The following is a 17,774-nucleotide window of genomic DNA, read 5'->3' as shown; positions in this document are numbered from 1 at the left end:
CTCCAAATAAAATTAAATAACTATCAACACTAAGTGTGGCTTAAAAACGCCATACTGCCAGCGCTTGAACAACGCTGTCTTCTTCTTGCGTTCCTAGCTTGTTGTTCCAATACTGATACTCTACCCCTAGAAACAGCCTGTCCTTCACATTGAAGAAAGCCTGCCCAGCGTCCCATCGCGCTTGGATTTGAGCCAATACCCACGACTCGACTACAGCGCCAGGTATTTCAGATGTTCTTTCATCGATGTACTCTGCATGTCCTTCAATATAAAATTGCTGTGAAGAAAGACTTAGGGGGTATCGCCAAGCAATATCAACCATCCAGCTGTCGTCTTCTTTAGGTGCTCCACCAGCACTGAGTCCCTCGCTATCATCTAAATATGCGGTGACAAGCACATTCAAAAACTGGAAGCCTTCTACGTCGAGATGAAGTTGAATGCCTGGCAGATATTTTAAAACGTCTGACTCTGGCGCCATATTTACGCCCATGACAAAACTGATATCGCTAAGCACGCCACTGTAATTAGCATTAAATAGAGCTTTAGAGCTGAAAGTGGGGTACCACTCTGCGTATAGTTCATCACTGGCGGACGTGCTTGAATAGTCAGCAAAAAAGAAATTTCCGCCATACTCCCACCCGCTGGCATGCTGGAACGTAAAAATTGTTGTAGTAAGTTCGGTACCCGAGGCCTCAGCAAAAGGCTGATTGAGCTTCCCGTGCTGGATATGAAGCTCGTTTTCACTCCATGTTGCACTATGGGTATTAAGAGAAAAAAGACAAATTGCCGTCAAAAGAACCAACGAAGAAACGTTGAACTGCATACTTAAATCCTGTTAGCGTAATTTGACAGGTAAGTGTAGACGCTCTTTTTAATTCTGCATGAGATTTCTTAAAAATTAATAATTCGTGGTAAAAACTCTGATATCTATCTGAAATATAGGTTATTTATATGAGCTCTTCTCATTCAAAAACTTCCGCTACCTTGTTTGACGATTTCGGTCGTTCTCGATTTAGTGAGAAAGAAGAATACAAAAATCAGTTAAGTGCATGCCAAGAATCTCTTTTTCATGTTCAGCAGTCCTACTATCACCAAAAAAGACGCGCGCTTATCGTTTTTGAAGGTTGGGATGCGTCAGGCAAAGGTGGAGTTATACGACGTATCACAGAAAAGTTAGATCCTCGCTCCGTGAACGTGTGTCCAGTAGCTGCACCAACAAAGGAAGAGCGTGAAAAACACTTTCTTTATCGTTTTTGGAAACAGATCCCTTCACCTGGAAAGCTCACAATTTTTGACCGTTCCCACTATGGACGAGTGCTGGTTGAGCGGGTTGACGAGCTAATCCCCGCTACAGACTGGCAGCGTAGTTATAAAGAGATAAATGAATTTGAAAAAACGCTTAGCGATAATGGTGTTCGCATCATAAAGTTGTTTATGCATATCTCTGCCGATGAGCAGCGCGAAAGGTTTGAAGAGCGCTTACACAACCCTTTTAAGCGTTGGAAGCTCACTGAAGAGGACTTACACAATCGTCGCATGCGCGAACATTACGTTGAAGCTATCAACGATATGTTCGAGAAGACTCATACCGATTACGCCCCATGGCATATTATAAATGGAGAGTACAAGTGGCAGGCGAGAGTTGACGTACTTGAGACCCTCGTTCAAGCATTAAGTGAAGGGGTAGATATTACCCCTCCCCCTTTAGATGAGAAGCTCATTGCTATGGCTTCAAAACAACTAGACGTTAACGAGGAAAAGCTAAGAAGCACCGATAAAGAATAATCTATTACTATTTTCTATCGGTTATTACCAACTAGTTTTCCGGAAGCGTTACGTTTAGCTCTAGTACGCTGCATTCGTCATTATTATCAAGCTGAACTGACACCTGATCATCCGCGATAGAAACGTATTTTCTAATCACTTGGATAATTTCTTGCTGCATCATGGGCAAGTAATCAGGTTCGGTTCGCTTTTTACGTTCATGTGCAACGATAATTTGTAACCGCTCTTTAGCTACAGCGGCAGTGCTCGGCTTTTGCTTCTTTTTGAGCAGGTCGAAAATTCCCATTACTTCCCTCCTAGAAGACGCTTAAAGAACCCTTTCTTTTCTGCTTCAAGGAAACGATGTGGAACAGTTTCGCCTAGCAGACGTTTAACGGCGTCAGCATAAGCTTGTCCTGCATTCGCCTCTTCGTCAAGAATAACCGGCTGCCCTTGGTTTGACGCTTTAAGCACTGACTCTGATTCTGGAATGACACCTAAAAGTGGGATAGCCAAAATTTCTTCTACATCTGCAACACTTAACATTTCCGCACTTTCTACACGCGTTGGGTTGTAGCGAGTAAGAAGCAGATGCTCTTTAACCGGTTCGCCTTTTTCTGCGCGCATCGATTTGCTTTGTAAAATACCTAAAATACGATCTGAGTCACGTACCGACGATACTTCAGGATTGGTTACTACAATGGCTTCATCAGCAAAATAAAGCGCCATTTGAGCACCTTGCTCGATACCTGCTGGCGAATCACAAATGATGTACTCGAAGTCTTTCTTAAGCTCATCTAATACTGCTTGCACACCCTCTACAGTAAGTGCATCTTTATCGCGAGTTTGAGAAGCGGGAAGAATGAAAAGATTTTCCGTTCTCTTATCTTTAATTAGCGCTTGTTTTAGTGACGCTTCTTTATTGATAACGTTAACGAAGTCGTAAACAACGCGGCGCTCACAACCCATGATAAGGTCAAGGTTTCGCAGGCCTACATCGAAATCTATCACTACCGTTTTATGACCTGCTAACGCAAGCCCCGTACTTATTGCTGCACTCGATGTAGTTTTACCTACACCACCTTTTCCTGAGGTTACTACGATAATCTTTGCCATCTATTCTTTCCTATTAGTGCGTACAAAGCATTAAGCTAACGGCTCTATACGTAATGTTTCTTCTTCTAAATACACTTGTGCAGGCTTCTTCCAGCACTCACCCTTTACGGTGTCATGCATAATGAATTGCCCAGCAATTGAAATGAGTTCTGCGTCTAATGACTGACAAAATACACGAGCCCCCGTGTTGCCTTTAACGCCAGCTAACGCGCGTCCGCGCAACGTACCGTAAACATGAATGTTGCCATCAGCCAAAAGCTCAGCACCTTCGCTCACTGACGCAGTTACTACTAAGTCACTGCCTTCAGCATAAACTTGCTGACCAGAACGTACAGGACGATTGACAACTTTAGCAGGCTTAAGTGCGGGAGCTGCTGTAGGCGCAGACTCGCTTTTGGATGGCTCTGCAGCCGCTTGCTGTTGAGCCTGAGGCGCGCGCTCGTCGCTATGGGCTTTGTTGCTGCCGCTTTCAGTGCCGTTATTAGCGCTCTCTTTTTGTGAGCGAAGCGCGCTATCTGTAAATTTACTTTGGCTTACATCAGCTAATCCCAAATCATTAATGGTCGGTTTCAGCTCTGCCACTTCACCTTTCACTGCCATAGGCTGCAATTGCAACCGACGGCAAAGTGCAACCAGCAGTTCAAACTCGGTAGCAGACAAAGGCTTTATCAAATGCAAAATCAGTGAGGAACGGGTAAAGAACTGCGGCGCGCTCGCAACTTTCTTAGATAGCTGAGCTTCGAAGTTATCTGGCTCAAAATCTATTACTTCTAACACAATACTGGTGAGCGTAGTGCCCTTCATGCGAAAGCAAGTTTCTGTCATTTTTTCATCCCGAAAAGGCGTTACTTTTTTCCTAGCAATTGGCCATCAAAATAAGTAAAACCTATTAGCGCTAATGTCTGTCGCTGTCTTACGCAGCTATACAAATAATTTATAACATCACTGTACCAAAATTCCTGTTCACATACAGCAACTCTATACCGGTTAAAACAGGTTTTGCCTAAGCTTTTTAGCTAGGAACGTGCCAACCATCGAATAGTTTTTAGGCAAGCAGGTGCTCTGCGATTTTTTTACCCAATTTCCTTTGAGTCAAACCACAAAAAAAGTGCGATGGTAAATCGCACTTCTTTCAGTCCACATCGGTTTCTAGACCTTTTTTAAGCGCTTTACAGCTAAGTGAGTTTTCTAGGGTCTAGCAGGGCTTCCAGCTCATCCCGAGAGATATCTGTCATTGCTTCAGCCACATCGATAACAGGCTTATTCTCCTTATACGCTGCTTTGGCAATTTCCGCGGCTTTTGCATAGCCGATGACAGGATTGAGCGCGGTAACGAGGACAGGGTTTCTGTAAAGAGGCGCTTCAATGTTATCTTGGTTGACCGTGAATCCTTCAATTGCTTGTTCGCCAATAAGCGTCGCACTGTTGGTCATTAGCGACAAGCTTGATAACAAATTGCTGGCAATCATAGGCAGCATGACGTTGAGCTCAAAGTTTCCAGACTGCCCGCCTACGGTAATTGCCGCATCGTTACCTATCACCTGTGCACAAGCCATTGCCACCGCTTCAGGAATAACTGGGTTAACCTTACCTGGCATTATCGACGAGCCGGGCTGTAATGCTGGCAAAGCTATTTCGCCTAAACCTGCTAGCGGACCGGAATTCATCCAGCGCAGGTCGTTGGCAATTTTCATTAAGGTTACTGACAGGCTTTTCGTGGCACCTGAAAGCGTTACTGCAGTGTCTTGAGAACCAATAAGCGCGAAGAAATTATCTGCTGGTTTAAACGCGATATCGGTCAGTTCTCCTAGCGTATCTGAAAATGTTGTTGCAAAGTCAGCATGGGCGTTTACACCCGTACCCACTGCCGTACCTCCCTGAGCAAGGGTTTGGATAGCAGGTTGCAAAGCACGAAGATTTTTTAACTGCTGCTTAAGCTGAGATACCCAAGCGAGTAGACTTTGATCCATTCTTACTGGCATCGCATCCATAAGGTGAGTGCGCCCGGTTTTACAATATTGCGCGACAGACTTTGCTTTCGTTTCAATAATGCTAACCAAACCTTCCACAGCAGGCACTAGCTCATTTGATAAGGCAATAGCCGCGCTTACGTGAATGGTTGTTGGTATTACATCATTTGAACTTTGCCCATAATTTACATGATCGTTCGGGTGAACCTCTTCACTTGAATAACGAGATGCCAAACGGGCTACTACTTCGTTGGCATTCATGTTTGTACTGGTACCGGACCCCGTCTGAAAGACATCTACCGGAAAATGCTGCATCACATCATCAAGGGCTAACAGTTCATCGCAGGCTTTAACTATCGCCAAACCGCGATCGCTATCTAGTGTTTTCAGCTTCATATTTGCTTGCGCTGCAGCTTTTTTTACAGTGAGCAACGCGCGTATAAAAGCTTCAGGCATCCGCTGTCCACTGACCGGGAAGTTTTGAATAGCACGTTGAGTTTGTGCGCCGTAAAGTGCATCTTCAGGCACTTGTAACTCACCCATGCTGTCGCGTTCTGTGCGTGTTGCTGTCATAACTCGTATCCTTGTGTTGATGTAACTGAATTTTTGGCGTGTTTATCACGCTGTCATCAAAGGTCTACCCGGGCTACCAAGTGCAAACAAAGAGTACTCAGTAGATATCTCCCTCGTTAGCCGCTCATAAAAAATGTGGGACTAGCACATGCATATTTATTTTTAATCTTGCAAGCGTAATTCGATCACTCTCGGTACAGGCGTAGCGCTCAGCGTTAAGTAAAGGCCTGTATAAGTGGTCTAAACAGGCATAGCGCCATTGTTTACAAACTAGCGGGTCGCAAATGACTTCATACAGCAATTCAACGGCATTGATATAAATCGCAAACTTGTCGCTTTTTTGTGGCAGTAAATTAGCGATGCAGGTCACACTGTCTAAATAGTTAACCAATACATCCCGTTCAATATCGTTGTGTCCAAAACGAATTTGTTTACGTGCATTTCGTATCGATGACATTAGCTTTTTCGTTTATCAAGAGTGCATCAAAAAATAACGCGGTGAATAGGCAAGAACTATTGATAGCAAACTCACCATAAAAACTCAAATGATAATTATTAGCATTTAATATGATCCAGTGCTATGCTTTTTCGTATTGAAAATGGAATCTTCTAATTCCACCGAAAGGTGCGGTTAATCTATATTCAAAGGATATTATTCATGATGAAGAAACTACTTGGCGGCACAGCCCTTTTTCTTTTAGCTTCCAGTGCATTTGCTAATGAATGTGAGACTACTGTGGAATCAAATGACGCGATGCAGTTCAATACAAAAAACGTAACGATTCCTGCAAGCTGCAGCGAATTTACCGTTACGCTTAAGCATACTGGTCAACTCCCGAAGCAATCTATGGGTCATAATTGGGTAATGACCACCAAAGCCAACGGGCAAGCAGTGGCAACAGACGGCATGAGCGCCGGACTCGACAATGACTACATCAAGCCAGATGATGAACGTGTAATTGGCGCTACAGATATAATTGGTGGTGGCGAACAAACCTCTACTACGTTTTCTGTTGAAGGTCTAAGCAAAGACGAAGAATACATGTTCTTCTGCTCATTCCCCGGTCATATCGGAATTATGCAAGGAACAGTTACCCTTTCTAGCTAAGCGTATGCGATTTGTCGATAGGCAAACGGAAGGCGCACTTTCAATTGTGCGCCTTCAAAATAGTGTTCAGTAATTTAAGAGTGAAGTGGTAATGGATACAGCGCCCCAAACATCGAAAAGTTCAAGAGCGTTGGAGAGCGATAATTATCGGCCACGTTTTCTTGGTAGCTTTACTCAAGGTTTTATGCAAAGCACTCTTTACCCGCTGTTAGCTAATAAGCGACTGTTGATGCCGCTTTTAGTTTTAATCCTACTTACTCATAGCAGTACCCATTCTGTAACGCTTTCAGTTTTATCAGACGCATACTTCCAAGTAGCAGCATTTGTTTATGCATCACTTGCACTTTATTACTTGGCCACATTGCGGGTCTCAGCCGATGCTATTGGCAACTACATGGAAACCCACCCCGTCCACGAGGTAGGCCTTTCGGCACTGCTTGGTGCTTTACCCGGCTGTGGTGGTGCAATTATTGTGGTAACGCAGTACACACGAGGTGTTACCAGTTTTGGCGCTGTGGTAGCGGTATTAACCAGCACCATGGGAGATGCGGCGTTTCTATTACTAGCCCAAGCACCATTAGATGCGTTAACCGTAATGGCAGTCAGTGTCACCGTGGGCGCTGCAACGGGATTAGTGGTTAATAAATTCCATAATTATCGAGCACCTGAAACGGTTGATTCTAACCAAGAGCCCCAGAACACAGATAAACATCAAGCACTAAGCCATAAAGCCGCTTCACTATCTACAGCATTCTGGATGATTGTGAGCTTACCGTCGCTAGCAGTTGCCTTGGCTCTGGCGTTTCAACTCCCCGTTCACAGTTACTTGGCTATCAGTGAGAATACGCTAACACTAATTGGCGCTTCTTTATGTATAGCAAGTTTGGTGCTTTGGTCACTATGTGGTTCTGGAAGCGGATACGCCTCTATTGCCAAAGAAGACGTCATTCCGCCCCCGCCTAAGTGGCAGGAAAAAGCCGCATTAGATACGCAATTTGTATTGGCATGGGTGATACTCGCATTTTTGATTTTCGAGCTTTCTGTTGTCTGGTTTGGACTAGACATAGCGGGAATGCTTAAAGCTATGGGACCTGGCTTGGTCGGCTTGGCTATTGTTATAGGTTTTCTACCCGGCTGCGGCCCTCAAATACTGGTCACTAGCTTGTATTTAAATGGCGCAGTCCCTTTTTCAGCTCAGTTAGGCAACGCGATTAGTAACGATGGCGATGCCTTGTTTCCCGCTATCGCGCTTTCACCAAAAGCAGCCCTTATCGCTACTGTGTATTCTGCCATTCCAGCTTTTCTTGTGGGCTATGGCTACTGGTACCTGTTTGAATATTAACAAGATCATGCCCTAGAAATTATTAAGCTTTTACTTACCAAAACCATGGGCGTGAATAAATCATATGTGTGGAAAACCTAAGTATACCTAGCTATGTACTTAGCCAAACTATGGTTGTAAGAGACTTACTCTACGTCAACTGAAAGCGCTTCGCTCCATGGGACGCTAACCTCATAGTTGCCCTTGCGGGTTTTATATTGATAAACCCGTGTAGTAAAATCGATAGACTCTACATCTATATCCTCTTCGATATTAAGCGTTACGTTAACCGCTTGGAAAAAACGAAAACGATACTTAACGTCTTCAGCAAGTAGGCTTGAACTGCCAGATTCTAGCCTAACAGGCTTTCCATCTCTTTTGCCTACAATAGCAATATCTAAGTTGCCATTTATCACTGCTTTTCTCTGTTTAGATTGCAGTAAGACTAACCTGAGCTGATATGATGTATCGCTTAATTTAAAGATCTCTACCCCTTCAATAGCAAAGCCTTCATCGGTTTTCTCGGGCGCCATAACACGCTCATAGAATCTTAACAGCTCTTGTTGTGCTTCTAGCTCTTTCTTCTGTTCACTTAACGTTTTTGCGATATTTTCAGACTCTAGTGTGGCAAGTTCCAAGGCTACTTCAAGCTGATTTACTTTCGTCGTTAGCGCATTATTTTCTTCAGACAAAATAGCAATAGTTTCTTTTTGAGCCTGCACTTTCTTGCTGTCGCCTTCGTCAATAATTCGCGCCAGCTTGTAACCGAATCCAATCATGACGAACATGATAAGCGCTACCATCAAGGTCCATTTATAGTTGCCTAATAAATCTTTTAATTGGTCTGTCGTCATAATTTCTTCAATGAAAAACTACAAAAACGCTAACGCGTTCTAAATATTATGAATTTTAAGTGTTTATGGTAAGCTGCTAGCTACGTTAATCTACTGTACCACAACATGCGCTTGCAGGCTTTAAGAGAGGAGTTAGCTCATCCACGCACTACTATTCAGTTGTGCATGCTGGGCATTGTAGGGGGAACCTGCGCGGCGCTTATTATCATATTGTTTCGGCTATGTGTTGAATGGCTTCAAGAAACAGGGGTATCGTCGCTTAAGTCAATTCTTGCTTACGACTGGTTAGTGTGGCTTATCATGCCGCTTATTAGTGTTGGCTTAATACTATTCATTGCTTTTCTCACTGGCTTCAAACACTACCGCTTGGGTATTCCTTTCGTTATACACCGGGTAAAATACTATTACGGTCATATTCCGTTTCGAACGACCATCAATCAGTTCTTTGGCGGTATGCTAGCGCTTGCTGGAGGCTTCGTCGTAGGAAGAGAAGGTCCTTCTGTTCATATGGGAGCATCGGGCAGTAGTTTTCTTGGGCAATGGCTTCGTCTGCCCTATAACAGTATTAGAATTCTTGCAGGCTGTGGCATTGCTGCGGGCATTTCTGCATCGTTTAATACCCCTTTCGCTGCCGTTATCTTTGTAATGGAAGTCGTGCTTCGAGAATACAAAATCCACATATTTGTACCTATCATGCTAGCCGCAGCCTGTGGCTCTGTGCTTACCCGTATTGTATTTGGAGAGGTCAATGAACTTTCCTTCTTATCTTTCAATGCCTTTAGCCAGTGGATGTATTTCTATTTAGTATTGTTAGGCATTTTACTGGGTATGTTGGCTGTGCTTTTTAATAGCCAACTTATGCGTGTTATGACCTGGTTCCGACCGGTTTCTATGGTGTGGCGTTTAATACTTGCAGCGCTAATTACCGGTACTATAGGTATGTTTATACCTGAGGCACTTGGGGCGAATTTTATCGATGTAGAGCACTTATTCGATAGTTCACCTGGCGCGCTATTGTTAGTATCTACCCTTGTGTTTAAGGTTATCTTAGCGGTATTTGCTATCGGCCTTGGTATTCCTGGAGGGATCATAGGCCCGGTGATGGTTATCGGTATGCTCGCTGGTGCCGTGCTTTTATTGCCGCTAGCCTACTTTATCAACGTGCCTGAGTTCACTAACAGCTTCGCATTGCTAGGTATTGCGGGTATGTTGACGGCGGTATTACACGCGCCTCTCGCTGCACTATCTGCGGTTATGGAGCTTTCCTATAGCCCTCAAATAATTCTGCCAGCCATGCTGGTGATAGTACCTGCTTACGTAACTTCAACGCAGTTTTTCGGCAACCGCTCTATTTTTATACGTCAGCTTGACTATCAGAATCTACCATACGCCATTTCATCTATCCGAGAGGCTCTTGAAAAGACCGGTGTACTGGCAGCAATGAATACAGATTATAAGCTTTTTCACGATGCCCCAGAACAAGCGCTAATTAACTATTTAGAAGGCGATCCGACAAAAATTGTCATTCAGAAATCAAAATTTGAAATAGATGTGCAGTATAAACTGGTCCAATACAATGTAAGTTTGGAACACGATGCCTCCGCGTTAAACTATTATGAAATGGAAGGCATCAGCGCGCAGTCTACGCTGCACGAAGTATACGAACATCTTAAAAATTCGCGCTCTGGCGCAGTTTATATTTACGATCAGGAGCTTAACGATATCATTGGTGTAGTAACCTGGAATATCTTGCAAAGCTTCTTACAAAAGGCACATTACTAATATGTACATTTTATGGTTTAAGGCACTGCACATCTTTTTCATGCTGGCGTGGATGGCAGGGCTTTTCTATTTACCACGACTTTTTGTTTATCATGCCACGACTAAGTCTCAAATAGTTAAAGATGAATTTAAAGTTATGGAGCGCCGATTGTGGCTCTTCGTTACTCCATTCGCCTTATTAACTCTGGCATTCGGCGTTGCGCTTATTGTCAGCTATGGTGGCACCTGGTTTAAAATGTCAGGATGGCTTCACATAAAATTGCTGCTGCTACTTGCTATTTACGCTTACCACTTCTATTTGTTTAAGTTGATGAAGCAGTTCGCACGAGATGAAAATAGGCACACTCCCCGCTTCTATCGCTTTTTGAATGAAGCCCCAGTGTTAATTATTCTCGCAGTTGTATGTCTAGCTGTAGTTAAACCCTTCTAGGGCTTAACTACACGCAGACATTCATAGACAGTAAGGAAGTCAGTACTCAAGGAATTCGTACTACAGTGTGATGCAAAAAAGTTTTTGAATCTTTATGTAGAGAGTGTTGTAGACATCACACATAGCCGCCCGAGAGTCACGATATATCGGGTTTATTGAATTGTTTTTATCGGAATGTTTACCATGGATGACAGTAATCAACACCTCAAACACCTACTACAACAGACGGATATTGCGTTTAAGGCGCTAATGAGAGAGCCTGCCTCTATACTGTTAAATGAGCAATACGAGAAGGCGAAACTTGAGCTAGATAGCTACACGGCTTCGCTAAAACACACGTTAAACCAACGTCACCAACAGCAACGGCAGCGTTAACCAGCTACGGTGAGACCGATTATATTAAGCCTTAAGTAACTTTGTTAAAGGTTTCGAATTGATTGGGTAATGCCTGCGCCAGCTCTCCGGATAACTTGGTAAAATCTGCGAGTACCGATGGCAACTGCTTAACAAGCATGTGTATATTACTTTCAAGCTGTGCAACTTGCGTTTCGTTTCTGTAGGACAAAGCCAATTCTATGTTGGCAAGCGTTGAAAAAAGTTTTAAACAACGGGACAACCTCGCCTCCGCAGGTTCAGCTAGTTTAGCTTCTTCTAGTTTATCCTTATCGTCACTTGTATTCTGTTCAGAGCGCTTATCAAGATGGTTCCAAGCATTTTGCCACACTGGCTCTAACTGCTTATGTACTTGTAAAAGCCCGTTCAGCCAGCTTTCTAATTCCTTTGAAGGCCTCATCACTCCTTTCACTTCTATCGCTTCGGTGAGTTCAATAGATAAAGGTGATTTACTCTGGCGCATTAAATCTAAATGGGCGCGCAAGCCGTTCATCAAGCTATCTGCAAGCTTATCGACATCTTTATCTACTAGCTTGCTATCACTAGATTGAATGAGCCAAGGCATCCATTGCTCGGGCATGGGGATTTCTGGTGCGGCGGCAACCGCAAAGATCATCCCATCAACCTGATAAGCATTCGGAAGTACATTTTTGAAATTGGGATGCGAAACAATATCGCTGATGATGTGTACTGGAAACCCGTCTTTCATCATTACCTTCCTTTTTTAATTTGCGTTCTCTTTCTCGAAACGGTAGTCTGCGCGGCCACTTTGCAGAGGGCGTGTTTTCTGACCTTATACTTCTCCCACATAGTTGGGGTTAGGCACGCAGAAAAAATAAGTCCTTTGCACTGGGTACGCGACAATAGGTTTAAAACCAATCTGTTACTGTATTGGTTTAGCGGTACTGTTGCGTGCTCGCCCACCTATTGTCATGATAGCAAAACTTAACTAAGAGTCGTTGCAATGGCAAAAGATAAATCAGGATATATCATCGCGGCCGCCTTCATTGGCCCTGGAACAGTAACTACAGCAAGCTTGGCGGGTGCAAACTTTGGTTTTCACTTAGTATGGGCGCTACTTTTTTCCATATTTGCAACCATAGTATTGCAAGACATGGCTGCACGTCTTGGTGTTGCAAGTGGTCAAGGCTTGGCAAGCGCAATGAAAAACATGGCGTATAAGCCATGGCTTAAAAACGCCTTCATTGTACTCATCGTTAGCGCTATTGGCATTGGTAACGCAGCCTATGAATCGGGCAACCTAACCGGCGCTGCAATCGGTCTAGACGCGTTTATCAATTTAGGCATTGGTCAGTGGGCCAGCATATTGGGCACTATCGCAATTGTGTTGCTATGGTCAGGCAGCTACAAGTGGATAGAAACAGTATTGGTTTACCTTGTCTTTATCATGGCCGGGGTATTTTTAGTGACGCTGCTTGTAGCCAAGCCTGATATTGCTGCTATGTTTAGCCAGCTTACTTCACCGCGACTAGACACAGATGCTATTACCACTGTGCTAGCCCTCATTGGTACAACCATTGTGCCATACAACTTATTCCTTCACGCCAGCTTAGTTGCGAAATCATCAAAAGGGCAGGATAAAAATGACGCCGTAATAGCCTGTCGAAACCAGTCGGCTAGGGCAATAAGTATGGGTGGGCTTATTACCCTTATCGTAATGGCAACAGCAATGATGGCGTTCTTCAATCAAGCGGCCACTATGGACGCTTCGAACATGGGCGAGCAGCTAAAACCGGTTTTAGGTGACAAGGCGCAGTGGTTCTTTGCATTAGGTTTGTTCGCGGCCGGTTTGACCAGTGCCATTACCGCCCCCCTAGCCGCCGCTTATGCCGTAACTGGCGCGCTAGGACTATCTGATGATATGCAAAGTAAAAGCTTTAAAGCTGTTTGGTTCATTATCATTGTAGTTGGGGTAAGTGTTGCAGCACTTGGCTTTAAGCCTCTACCCGCTATTTTGTTTGCCCAGGCAACAAATGCCTTACTGCTACCTATTATCGCAATATTTTTGCTGGTCGTTATGAATAAAAGCACAGCGCTGGGTGAGTTTAGAAATACGTGGAAAAGCAACCTGGCAGGCTTTGTGGTAGTTGGCACAGTGATTGGTTTAGGCCTATATAAACTGATCGGTGTTTTCAGCTAACACCTTCGAGGTGTGGGGTCAGAGTCCTGACTCTGACCCCACAGTTTTTTTTAGCTGGCGAGGCGTTGGAGTATGTCTTGAAGCATCGCTTTGCTGCAGCCAAAATTGATTCTGAAATGATCCGCTTTGTGGAAATCAATACCCGGAGATGGGCCAACGCCCTTTTCTTCCGCCCACTGTTGAACGTTTTCTACGCCAAGCCCGCTGGCGTCTACCCACGCAAGAAATGTTGCATCGGCTTTTAGCATTTTAAGCCCGTCAATACTGTTGATGGTGTTAAACACCATGTCTCTGTTTTCACGTAAGTAGCTAAGCTGCTGCTGATGCCAATCGTCACACTGAGTAAATGCAGCTTCTGTTGCCGCTAAGCCTAATACGGTTACCCACGGCACTATGCCTGCTGCGGTATTAGTAAATGCCTGACGCAGTTGGCGATTAGGAATAATGGCAAAAGACGTACCTAACCCCGCAATATTAAATGTTTTACTGGCAGCCATAAGCGTTACGCTATTTTCAGCAAGATTAGCCTCGCGGCCTGCTGGGATATGCTGCTTCCCGTCTTCTAAAATAAGGTCACAGTGTATTTCATCAGAGCAAAGCTTAACATTGTTCGCATTACAGATTTCGGCAATGCGGTCCAGCTCCGCTTTAGAAAGTACCGAACCTACAGGGTTCATTGGGTTACAAAGAATAAACAGCTTGCATTTAGGGTCCGCAGCTTCTTTTTCTAACGCGTCAAAATCCAATGTATAGCGCGCTCCATCAACTTCACTGATACTATCTAAACGTTCACCGTTCGCGCTTTCTACAACTGTACCTATATCTACTCGCTCTAGGCCGTTTAGCTTTGGCGCCGCCAGCAGTGGCGGGTAATTAGGCGTTTGAATAAGCACTTTATCGCCGGGGTCACAATACGCTTTGCACGCTACGTTGAACGCAGGTACAACTCCTGGTGTCCACACTAGCCACTCGGGCTGGATTTCCCAATTATGCTTATCTTTAAGCCATCGTACTACAGCCTGAATAGCACCAGCGTGATGGGCAGGCAGTATATACCCCATATTGCCATGTTCAACTTGACCAGAGATGGCATCTAAGATTGGCTGAGCACATCGAAACTCGGTATCAGCCACCCAAGCAGGAATGATGTCTTTTCCTTTGTACTTTTGCCATTTGAACGAAAACGTATCTTTTCTAGAAGGGGTATTATCGAATAAGGCGCTCACATTACATCCTGTTGCTCAAAAACTTATAGCACCAGTGTAGAATTTTAGCGCCTCATAAACTAGGGGCTTAAGATGAATTAACTCAGATTTGCTATATCGAAATGTACTTTTATAGAGGTAAAGTTAAGGCGTTAAACAAGTAGTGGCAAAGTGGACTTTTCCATTTTATACCTTGTTGCGGTGAAAGCCTGCTTACTTTCGTTATTGTGTGTTCGTTATTAAGTGGTCGCGTCAGTGAAACCGTACCATGTCAAAAAAGCTTTAAGGCTAACTTGCTTGTGTGACTGCTTCTTTCGACTTTTGAACCAGCTCTTCCATATTCAGGGGTTTAGCTAAAAAGCCTGATACTTGAAGTTTACGAGCTTCAATAACGAGCTCTTTGTTAGGATCGGCAGTAATAAGCAAAAAAGGGACGTCCAAACCAGACGACTGACAAGTTTTTAAAAGGCTAAGCCCGTCATAATCCGGCATTACTTGGTCGCTTATGATCAAGTTTATAGTGTCGGAAGTTTGTTGCAGCAAGAAATCTCTTGCAAATTTACTACGCGTAAATGGAAAAACAGTAGCGTATAACTGCGTCTCTAAGGCATCAGTAATAAGGTCTAGCGTAATAGGATCATCTTCAACAACGGCAACAGAAAACACTACCCTTCCCCTTTTGTTAGGTCATTAGCCGTCGATATTACAACGACTTAGCTTACGAGTTAATGCGTAAACATGTACTTGAATAAGCATAGAAGCTCTAAGCATGTTTGACCACTAACCTTTGGTCGATATTTACGCTTTTCGATGTTCACCGTTACAGTGAATTAACTGAGTTGGTGATTTCGAAAAGAAAACCTTCAACCGTTCAAAAATAGGAAAGACTAGCGGCAAATATTGATTTAACAAAGTTCAACCGCTAAATAAAAAATGCCAGCAAAAGCTGGCATTTTTAAAGTCGATGTATGTAGTCTTAAAGGATATTAAGACTTAGGTGCGCGTGATGCACGCTTACGTTCGTTTTCTGTAAGAAGCTTCTTACGAATACGGATAGACTCAGGTGTTACTTCTACTAGTTCGTCGTCATCAATAAACTCAAGCGCTTGCTCTAGTGACATCTTGATTGGTGGAACTAGGGTTTGCGCTTCGTCAGTACCAGAGGCACGAACGTTTGTAAGCTGCTTACCTTTAAGTGCGTTTACAGTTAGGTCATTGTCACGGCTGTGAATACCAATAACCATACCTTCGTACACTTCAACACCGTGACCGATAAATAGGCGACCACGCTCTTGCAAGTTAAACAGGGCGTTAGTTAATGCTTTACCGTTTGCGTTTGCGATAAGTACACCGTTTTTACGCTTACCGATAATACCGCCCTTATATGGACCGTAGTGGTCGAACGTGTGGTAAAGCAAACCAGAACCAGATGTCATTGTCATAAAGTCTGTTTGGAAACCAATCAGGCCACGGCTTGGAATAATGAAGTCGATACGTACACGACCTTTGCCATCTGGAGACATATCGGTCATTTCGGCTTTACGAAGACCAAGCTGTTCCATAATTGAGCCTTGGTGCTCTTCTTCACAGTCGATCGTTAGTGTTTCGTAAGGTTCTTGAGTTTCACCATCAACTTCTTTCAGAATTACTTCTGGACGAGATACAGCTAGCTCGTAACCTTCACGACGCATGTTTTCAATAAGAATACCTAGGTGAAGTTCACCACGACCTGATACGCGGAACTTATCAGGGTCTTGAGTTTCTTCAACGCGAAGCGCAACGTTGTGTACTAGTTCGTCGTTAAGACGCTCTAGGATGTTACGTGACGTTACATATTTACCTTCTTTACCCGCAAACGGAGACGTGTTTACCTGGAAGGTCATGGTTACAGTAGGCTCATCAACCGTAAGTGGCGGAAGCGCTTCAACCGTATTTTGATCACAAATGGTGTCAGAGATCTTAAGTTCGCCAAGACCTGTGATAGCAATGATGTCGCCAGCATGCGCTGATTCGACTTCATGACGAGCAAGACCAAGGTAACCATATACCAGGCCAACCTTACCGTTGCGCTTTTCTCCATCAGCAGTAACAACCGTTACTTGCTGGTTTGGCTTAACAGAACCACGTTTAACACGGCCTACACCAATTACGCCCACGTATGAGTTGTAATCAAGCTGAGAAATCTGCATTTGGAAAGGACCGTCTACGTCTGCATCAGGTGCAGAAACTTGCTCAACGATAGTTTCAAATAGTGCATTCATGTCTTCTTGAGGCTCGTCTGCATCGTGTGATGCCCAGCCATTTAGTGCAGAAGCGTAAACAACTTGGAAATCAAGCTGCTCATCAGTTGCGCCTAAGTTATCGAAAAGGTCGAATACTTGATCCATTACCCAATCAGGGCGTGCGCCAGGCTTGTCGATTTTATTAATAACAACAATTGGCTTAAGACCTTGAGCAAATGCCTTTTGCGTAACGAAACGCGTTTGTGGCATTGGGCCTTCTTGTGCATCTACAAGTAGAAGTACAGAGTCAGCCATTGACATTACACGTTCTACTTCACCACCGAAGTCAGCGTGTCCTGGGGTGTCTACGATGTTGATTCGGTAGTCATTCCAGTTAATCGCTGTGTTCTTAGCTAGGATGGTAATGCCACGTTCTTTCTCGATGTCGTTCGAGTCCATTACGCGCTCTTCTTGCTCGCCTCGAGATTCAAGGGTGCCAGACTGCTGTAACAGTTTGTCTACCAGGGTGGTTTTACCGTGGTCAACGTGGGCGATGATTGCGATGTTACGCAATTTACTAATATCAGTGGTATTCATGCTTATATAGAGCCTGTGTAAATCGATGCCAACTTAATTCGGGAATCGAATAAGTCTGCATTAGATTTGTTGCAAAAAAATGCAGATAGAGAAATTTGCGCGGATTGTACAGAAAAACCACGACGTTTGCGCACCTTTTTTTGATAACAAGTCACTTTTATTAGAATTACTTCTTTAGTTCAAAAAATAACCACCTTATTTGCACCGAATTGAACATATATAGTGGTGGTGTGATACAAAGTGATCTAGGCTAGATGACATAAAAGTAACAATTAAGC

The 17,774-nt window shown here is 43.9% G+C and carries 18 protein-coding genes; 7 read left to right on the top strand and 11 right to left on the bottom strand.

The window, feature by feature from the left end:
- Positions 1-40: 40 nt before the first annotated feature.
- The gene (locus ACXAGK_RS05740; RefSeq protein WP_474854784.1) at positions 41-823 is read right to left on the bottom strand and encodes a hypothetical protein; all 783 of its coding nucleotides are present in this window, start codon (positions 821-823) and stop codon (positions 41-43) included.
- A gap of 128 nt (positions 824-951) precedes the next feature.
- Here ACXAGK_RS05740 and ACXAGK_RS05735 point away from each other — a divergent pair, with 128 nt between their 5' ends.
- Entirely contained in the window at positions 952-1,785 is an 834-nt protein-coding gene (locus tag ACXAGK_RS05735) for a polyphosphate kinase 2 family protein (protein ID WP_474854782.1), read from the top strand.
- Positions 1,786-1,816: 31 nt separating this feature from the next.
- Here ACXAGK_RS05735 and minE read toward each other — a convergent pair whose 3' ends face one another.
- The 5 genes from minE to ACXAGK_RS05710 form a co-directional block, all read right to left on the bottom strand.
- Positions 1,817-2,071, bottom strand: coding sequence for a cell division topological specificity factor MinE (minE, locus tag ACXAGK_RS05730; protein ID WP_118492536.1), 255 nt, complete (start codon positions 2,069-2,071; stop codon positions 1,817-1,819).
- Positions 2,071-2,880 (bottom strand): septum site-determining protein MinD, encoded by an 810-nt coding sequence (gene minD, locus ACXAGK_RS05725; RefSeq protein ID WP_474854780.1) that lies wholly within the window; start codon positions 2,878-2,880, stop codon positions 2,071-2,073. The genes minE and minD overlap by 1 nt, the downstream gene beginning before the upstream one ends.
- 30 nt (positions 2,881-2,910) lie before the next feature.
- On the bottom strand, positions 2,911-3,705 hold the full coding sequence (minC, locus tag ACXAGK_RS05720) for a septum site-determining protein MinC (RefSeq protein WP_474854778.1): 795 nt from the start codon (positions 3,703-3,705) through the stop codon (positions 2,911-2,913).
- Between the two features lie 350 nt (positions 3,706-4,055).
- Positions 4,056-5,423: a class II fumarate hydratase gene (locus ACXAGK_RS05715; RefSeq protein WP_474854776.1), complete on the bottom strand. Its 1,368-nt coding sequence runs from the start codon at positions 5,421-5,423 to the stop codon at positions 4,056-4,058.
- Positions 5,424-5,547: 124 nt separating this feature from the next.
- The gene (locus ACXAGK_RS05710; protein ID WP_474854774.1) at positions 5,548-5,880 is read right to left on the bottom strand and encodes a hypothetical protein; all 333 of its coding nucleotides are present in this window, start codon (positions 5,878-5,880) and stop codon (positions 5,548-5,550) included.
- A gap of 201 nt (positions 5,881-6,081) precedes the next feature.
- On the opposite strand from ACXAGK_RS05710, the gene azu reads away from it, so the two are divergent.
- Complete coding sequence (azu, locus tag ACXAGK_RS05705; protein WP_474854772.1) at positions 6,082-6,531, top strand: azurin; 450 nt, start codon at positions 6,082-6,084, stop codon at positions 6,529-6,531.
- A 91-nt stretch (positions 6,532-6,622) separates the two neighbouring features.
- Entirely contained in the window at positions 6,623-7,873 is a 1,251-nt protein-coding gene (locus ACXAGK_RS05700; RefSeq protein WP_474854771.1) for a putative manganese transporter, read from the top strand.
- Between the two features lie 125 nt (positions 7,874-7,998).
- Here ACXAGK_RS05700 and ACXAGK_RS05695 read toward each other — a convergent pair whose 3' ends face one another.
- On the bottom strand, positions 7,999-8,706 hold the full coding sequence (locus tag ACXAGK_RS05695) for a DUF6776 family protein (protein ID WP_474854769.1): 708 nt from the start codon (positions 8,704-8,706) through the stop codon (positions 7,999-8,001).
- A gap of 105 nt (positions 8,707-8,811) precedes the next feature.
- Between ACXAGK_RS05695 and ACXAGK_RS05690 the strand changes: the two genes are divergently transcribed.
- From ACXAGK_RS05690 to ACXAGK_RS05680, 3 genes are all read left to right on the top strand, one after another.
- Positions 8,812-10,488 carry a chloride channel protein gene (locus tag ACXAGK_RS05690; protein WP_474854768.1) on the top strand — a complete coding sequence of 559 codons (1,677 nt, stop codon included), beginning with the start codon at positions 8,812-8,814 and terminating at the stop codon, positions 10,486-10,488.
- Between the two features lies 1 nt (position 10,489).
- Positions 10,490-10,918: a CopD family protein gene (locus ACXAGK_RS05685; protein WP_474805196.1), complete on the top strand. Its 429-nt coding sequence runs from the start codon at positions 10,490-10,492 to the stop codon at positions 10,916-10,918.
- Between the two features lie 183 nt (positions 10,919-11,101).
- Positions 11,102-11,293, top strand: a complete 192-nt coding sequence (locus ACXAGK_RS05680; RefSeq protein ID WP_474805194.1) for a hypothetical protein — start codon at positions 11,102-11,104, stop codon at positions 11,291-11,293.
- A gap of 31 nt (positions 11,294-11,324) precedes the next feature.
- Here ACXAGK_RS05680 and ACXAGK_RS05675 read toward each other — a convergent pair whose 3' ends face one another.
- Positions 11,325-12,023: a UPF0149 family protein gene (locus tag ACXAGK_RS05675; RefSeq protein WP_474854765.1), complete on the bottom strand. Its 699-nt coding sequence runs from the start codon at positions 12,021-12,023 to the stop codon at positions 11,325-11,327.
- Between the two features lie 252 nt (positions 12,024-12,275).
- Here ACXAGK_RS05675 and ACXAGK_RS05670 point away from each other — a divergent pair, with 252 nt between their 5' ends.
- Positions 12,276-13,472, top strand: a complete 1,197-nt coding sequence (locus tag ACXAGK_RS05670) for an Nramp family divalent metal transporter (RefSeq protein ID WP_474854763.1) — start codon at positions 12,276-12,278, stop codon at positions 13,470-13,472.
- A 50-nt stretch (positions 13,473-13,522) separates the two neighbouring features.
- On the opposite strand, the gene ACXAGK_RS05665 is transcribed toward ACXAGK_RS05670, so the two are convergent.
- The 3 genes from ACXAGK_RS05665 to typA form a co-directional block, all read right to left on the bottom strand.
- Complete coding sequence (locus ACXAGK_RS05665) at positions 13,523-14,698, bottom strand: MalY/PatB family protein (RefSeq protein ID WP_474854761.1); 1,176 nt, start codon at positions 14,696-14,698, stop codon at positions 13,523-13,525.
- 267 nt (positions 14,699-14,965) lie between these two features.
- On the bottom strand, positions 14,966-15,343 hold the full coding sequence (locus ACXAGK_RS05660; protein WP_474854759.1) for a response regulator: 378 nt from the start codon (positions 15,341-15,343) through the stop codon (positions 14,966-14,968).
- Positions 15,344-15,663: 320 nt separating this feature from the next.
- Positions 15,664-17,496, bottom strand: coding sequence for a translational GTPase TypA (gene typA, locus ACXAGK_RS05655; protein WP_179984410.1), 1,833 nt, complete (start codon positions 17,494-17,496; stop codon positions 15,664-15,666).
- Positions 17,497-17,774: the final 278 nt, after the last annotated feature.

The organism is Alteromonas sp. ABM1_013 (genome assembly GCF_056160505.1).
This window is presented reverse-complemented; position numbering and strand designations above follow the sequence as displayed.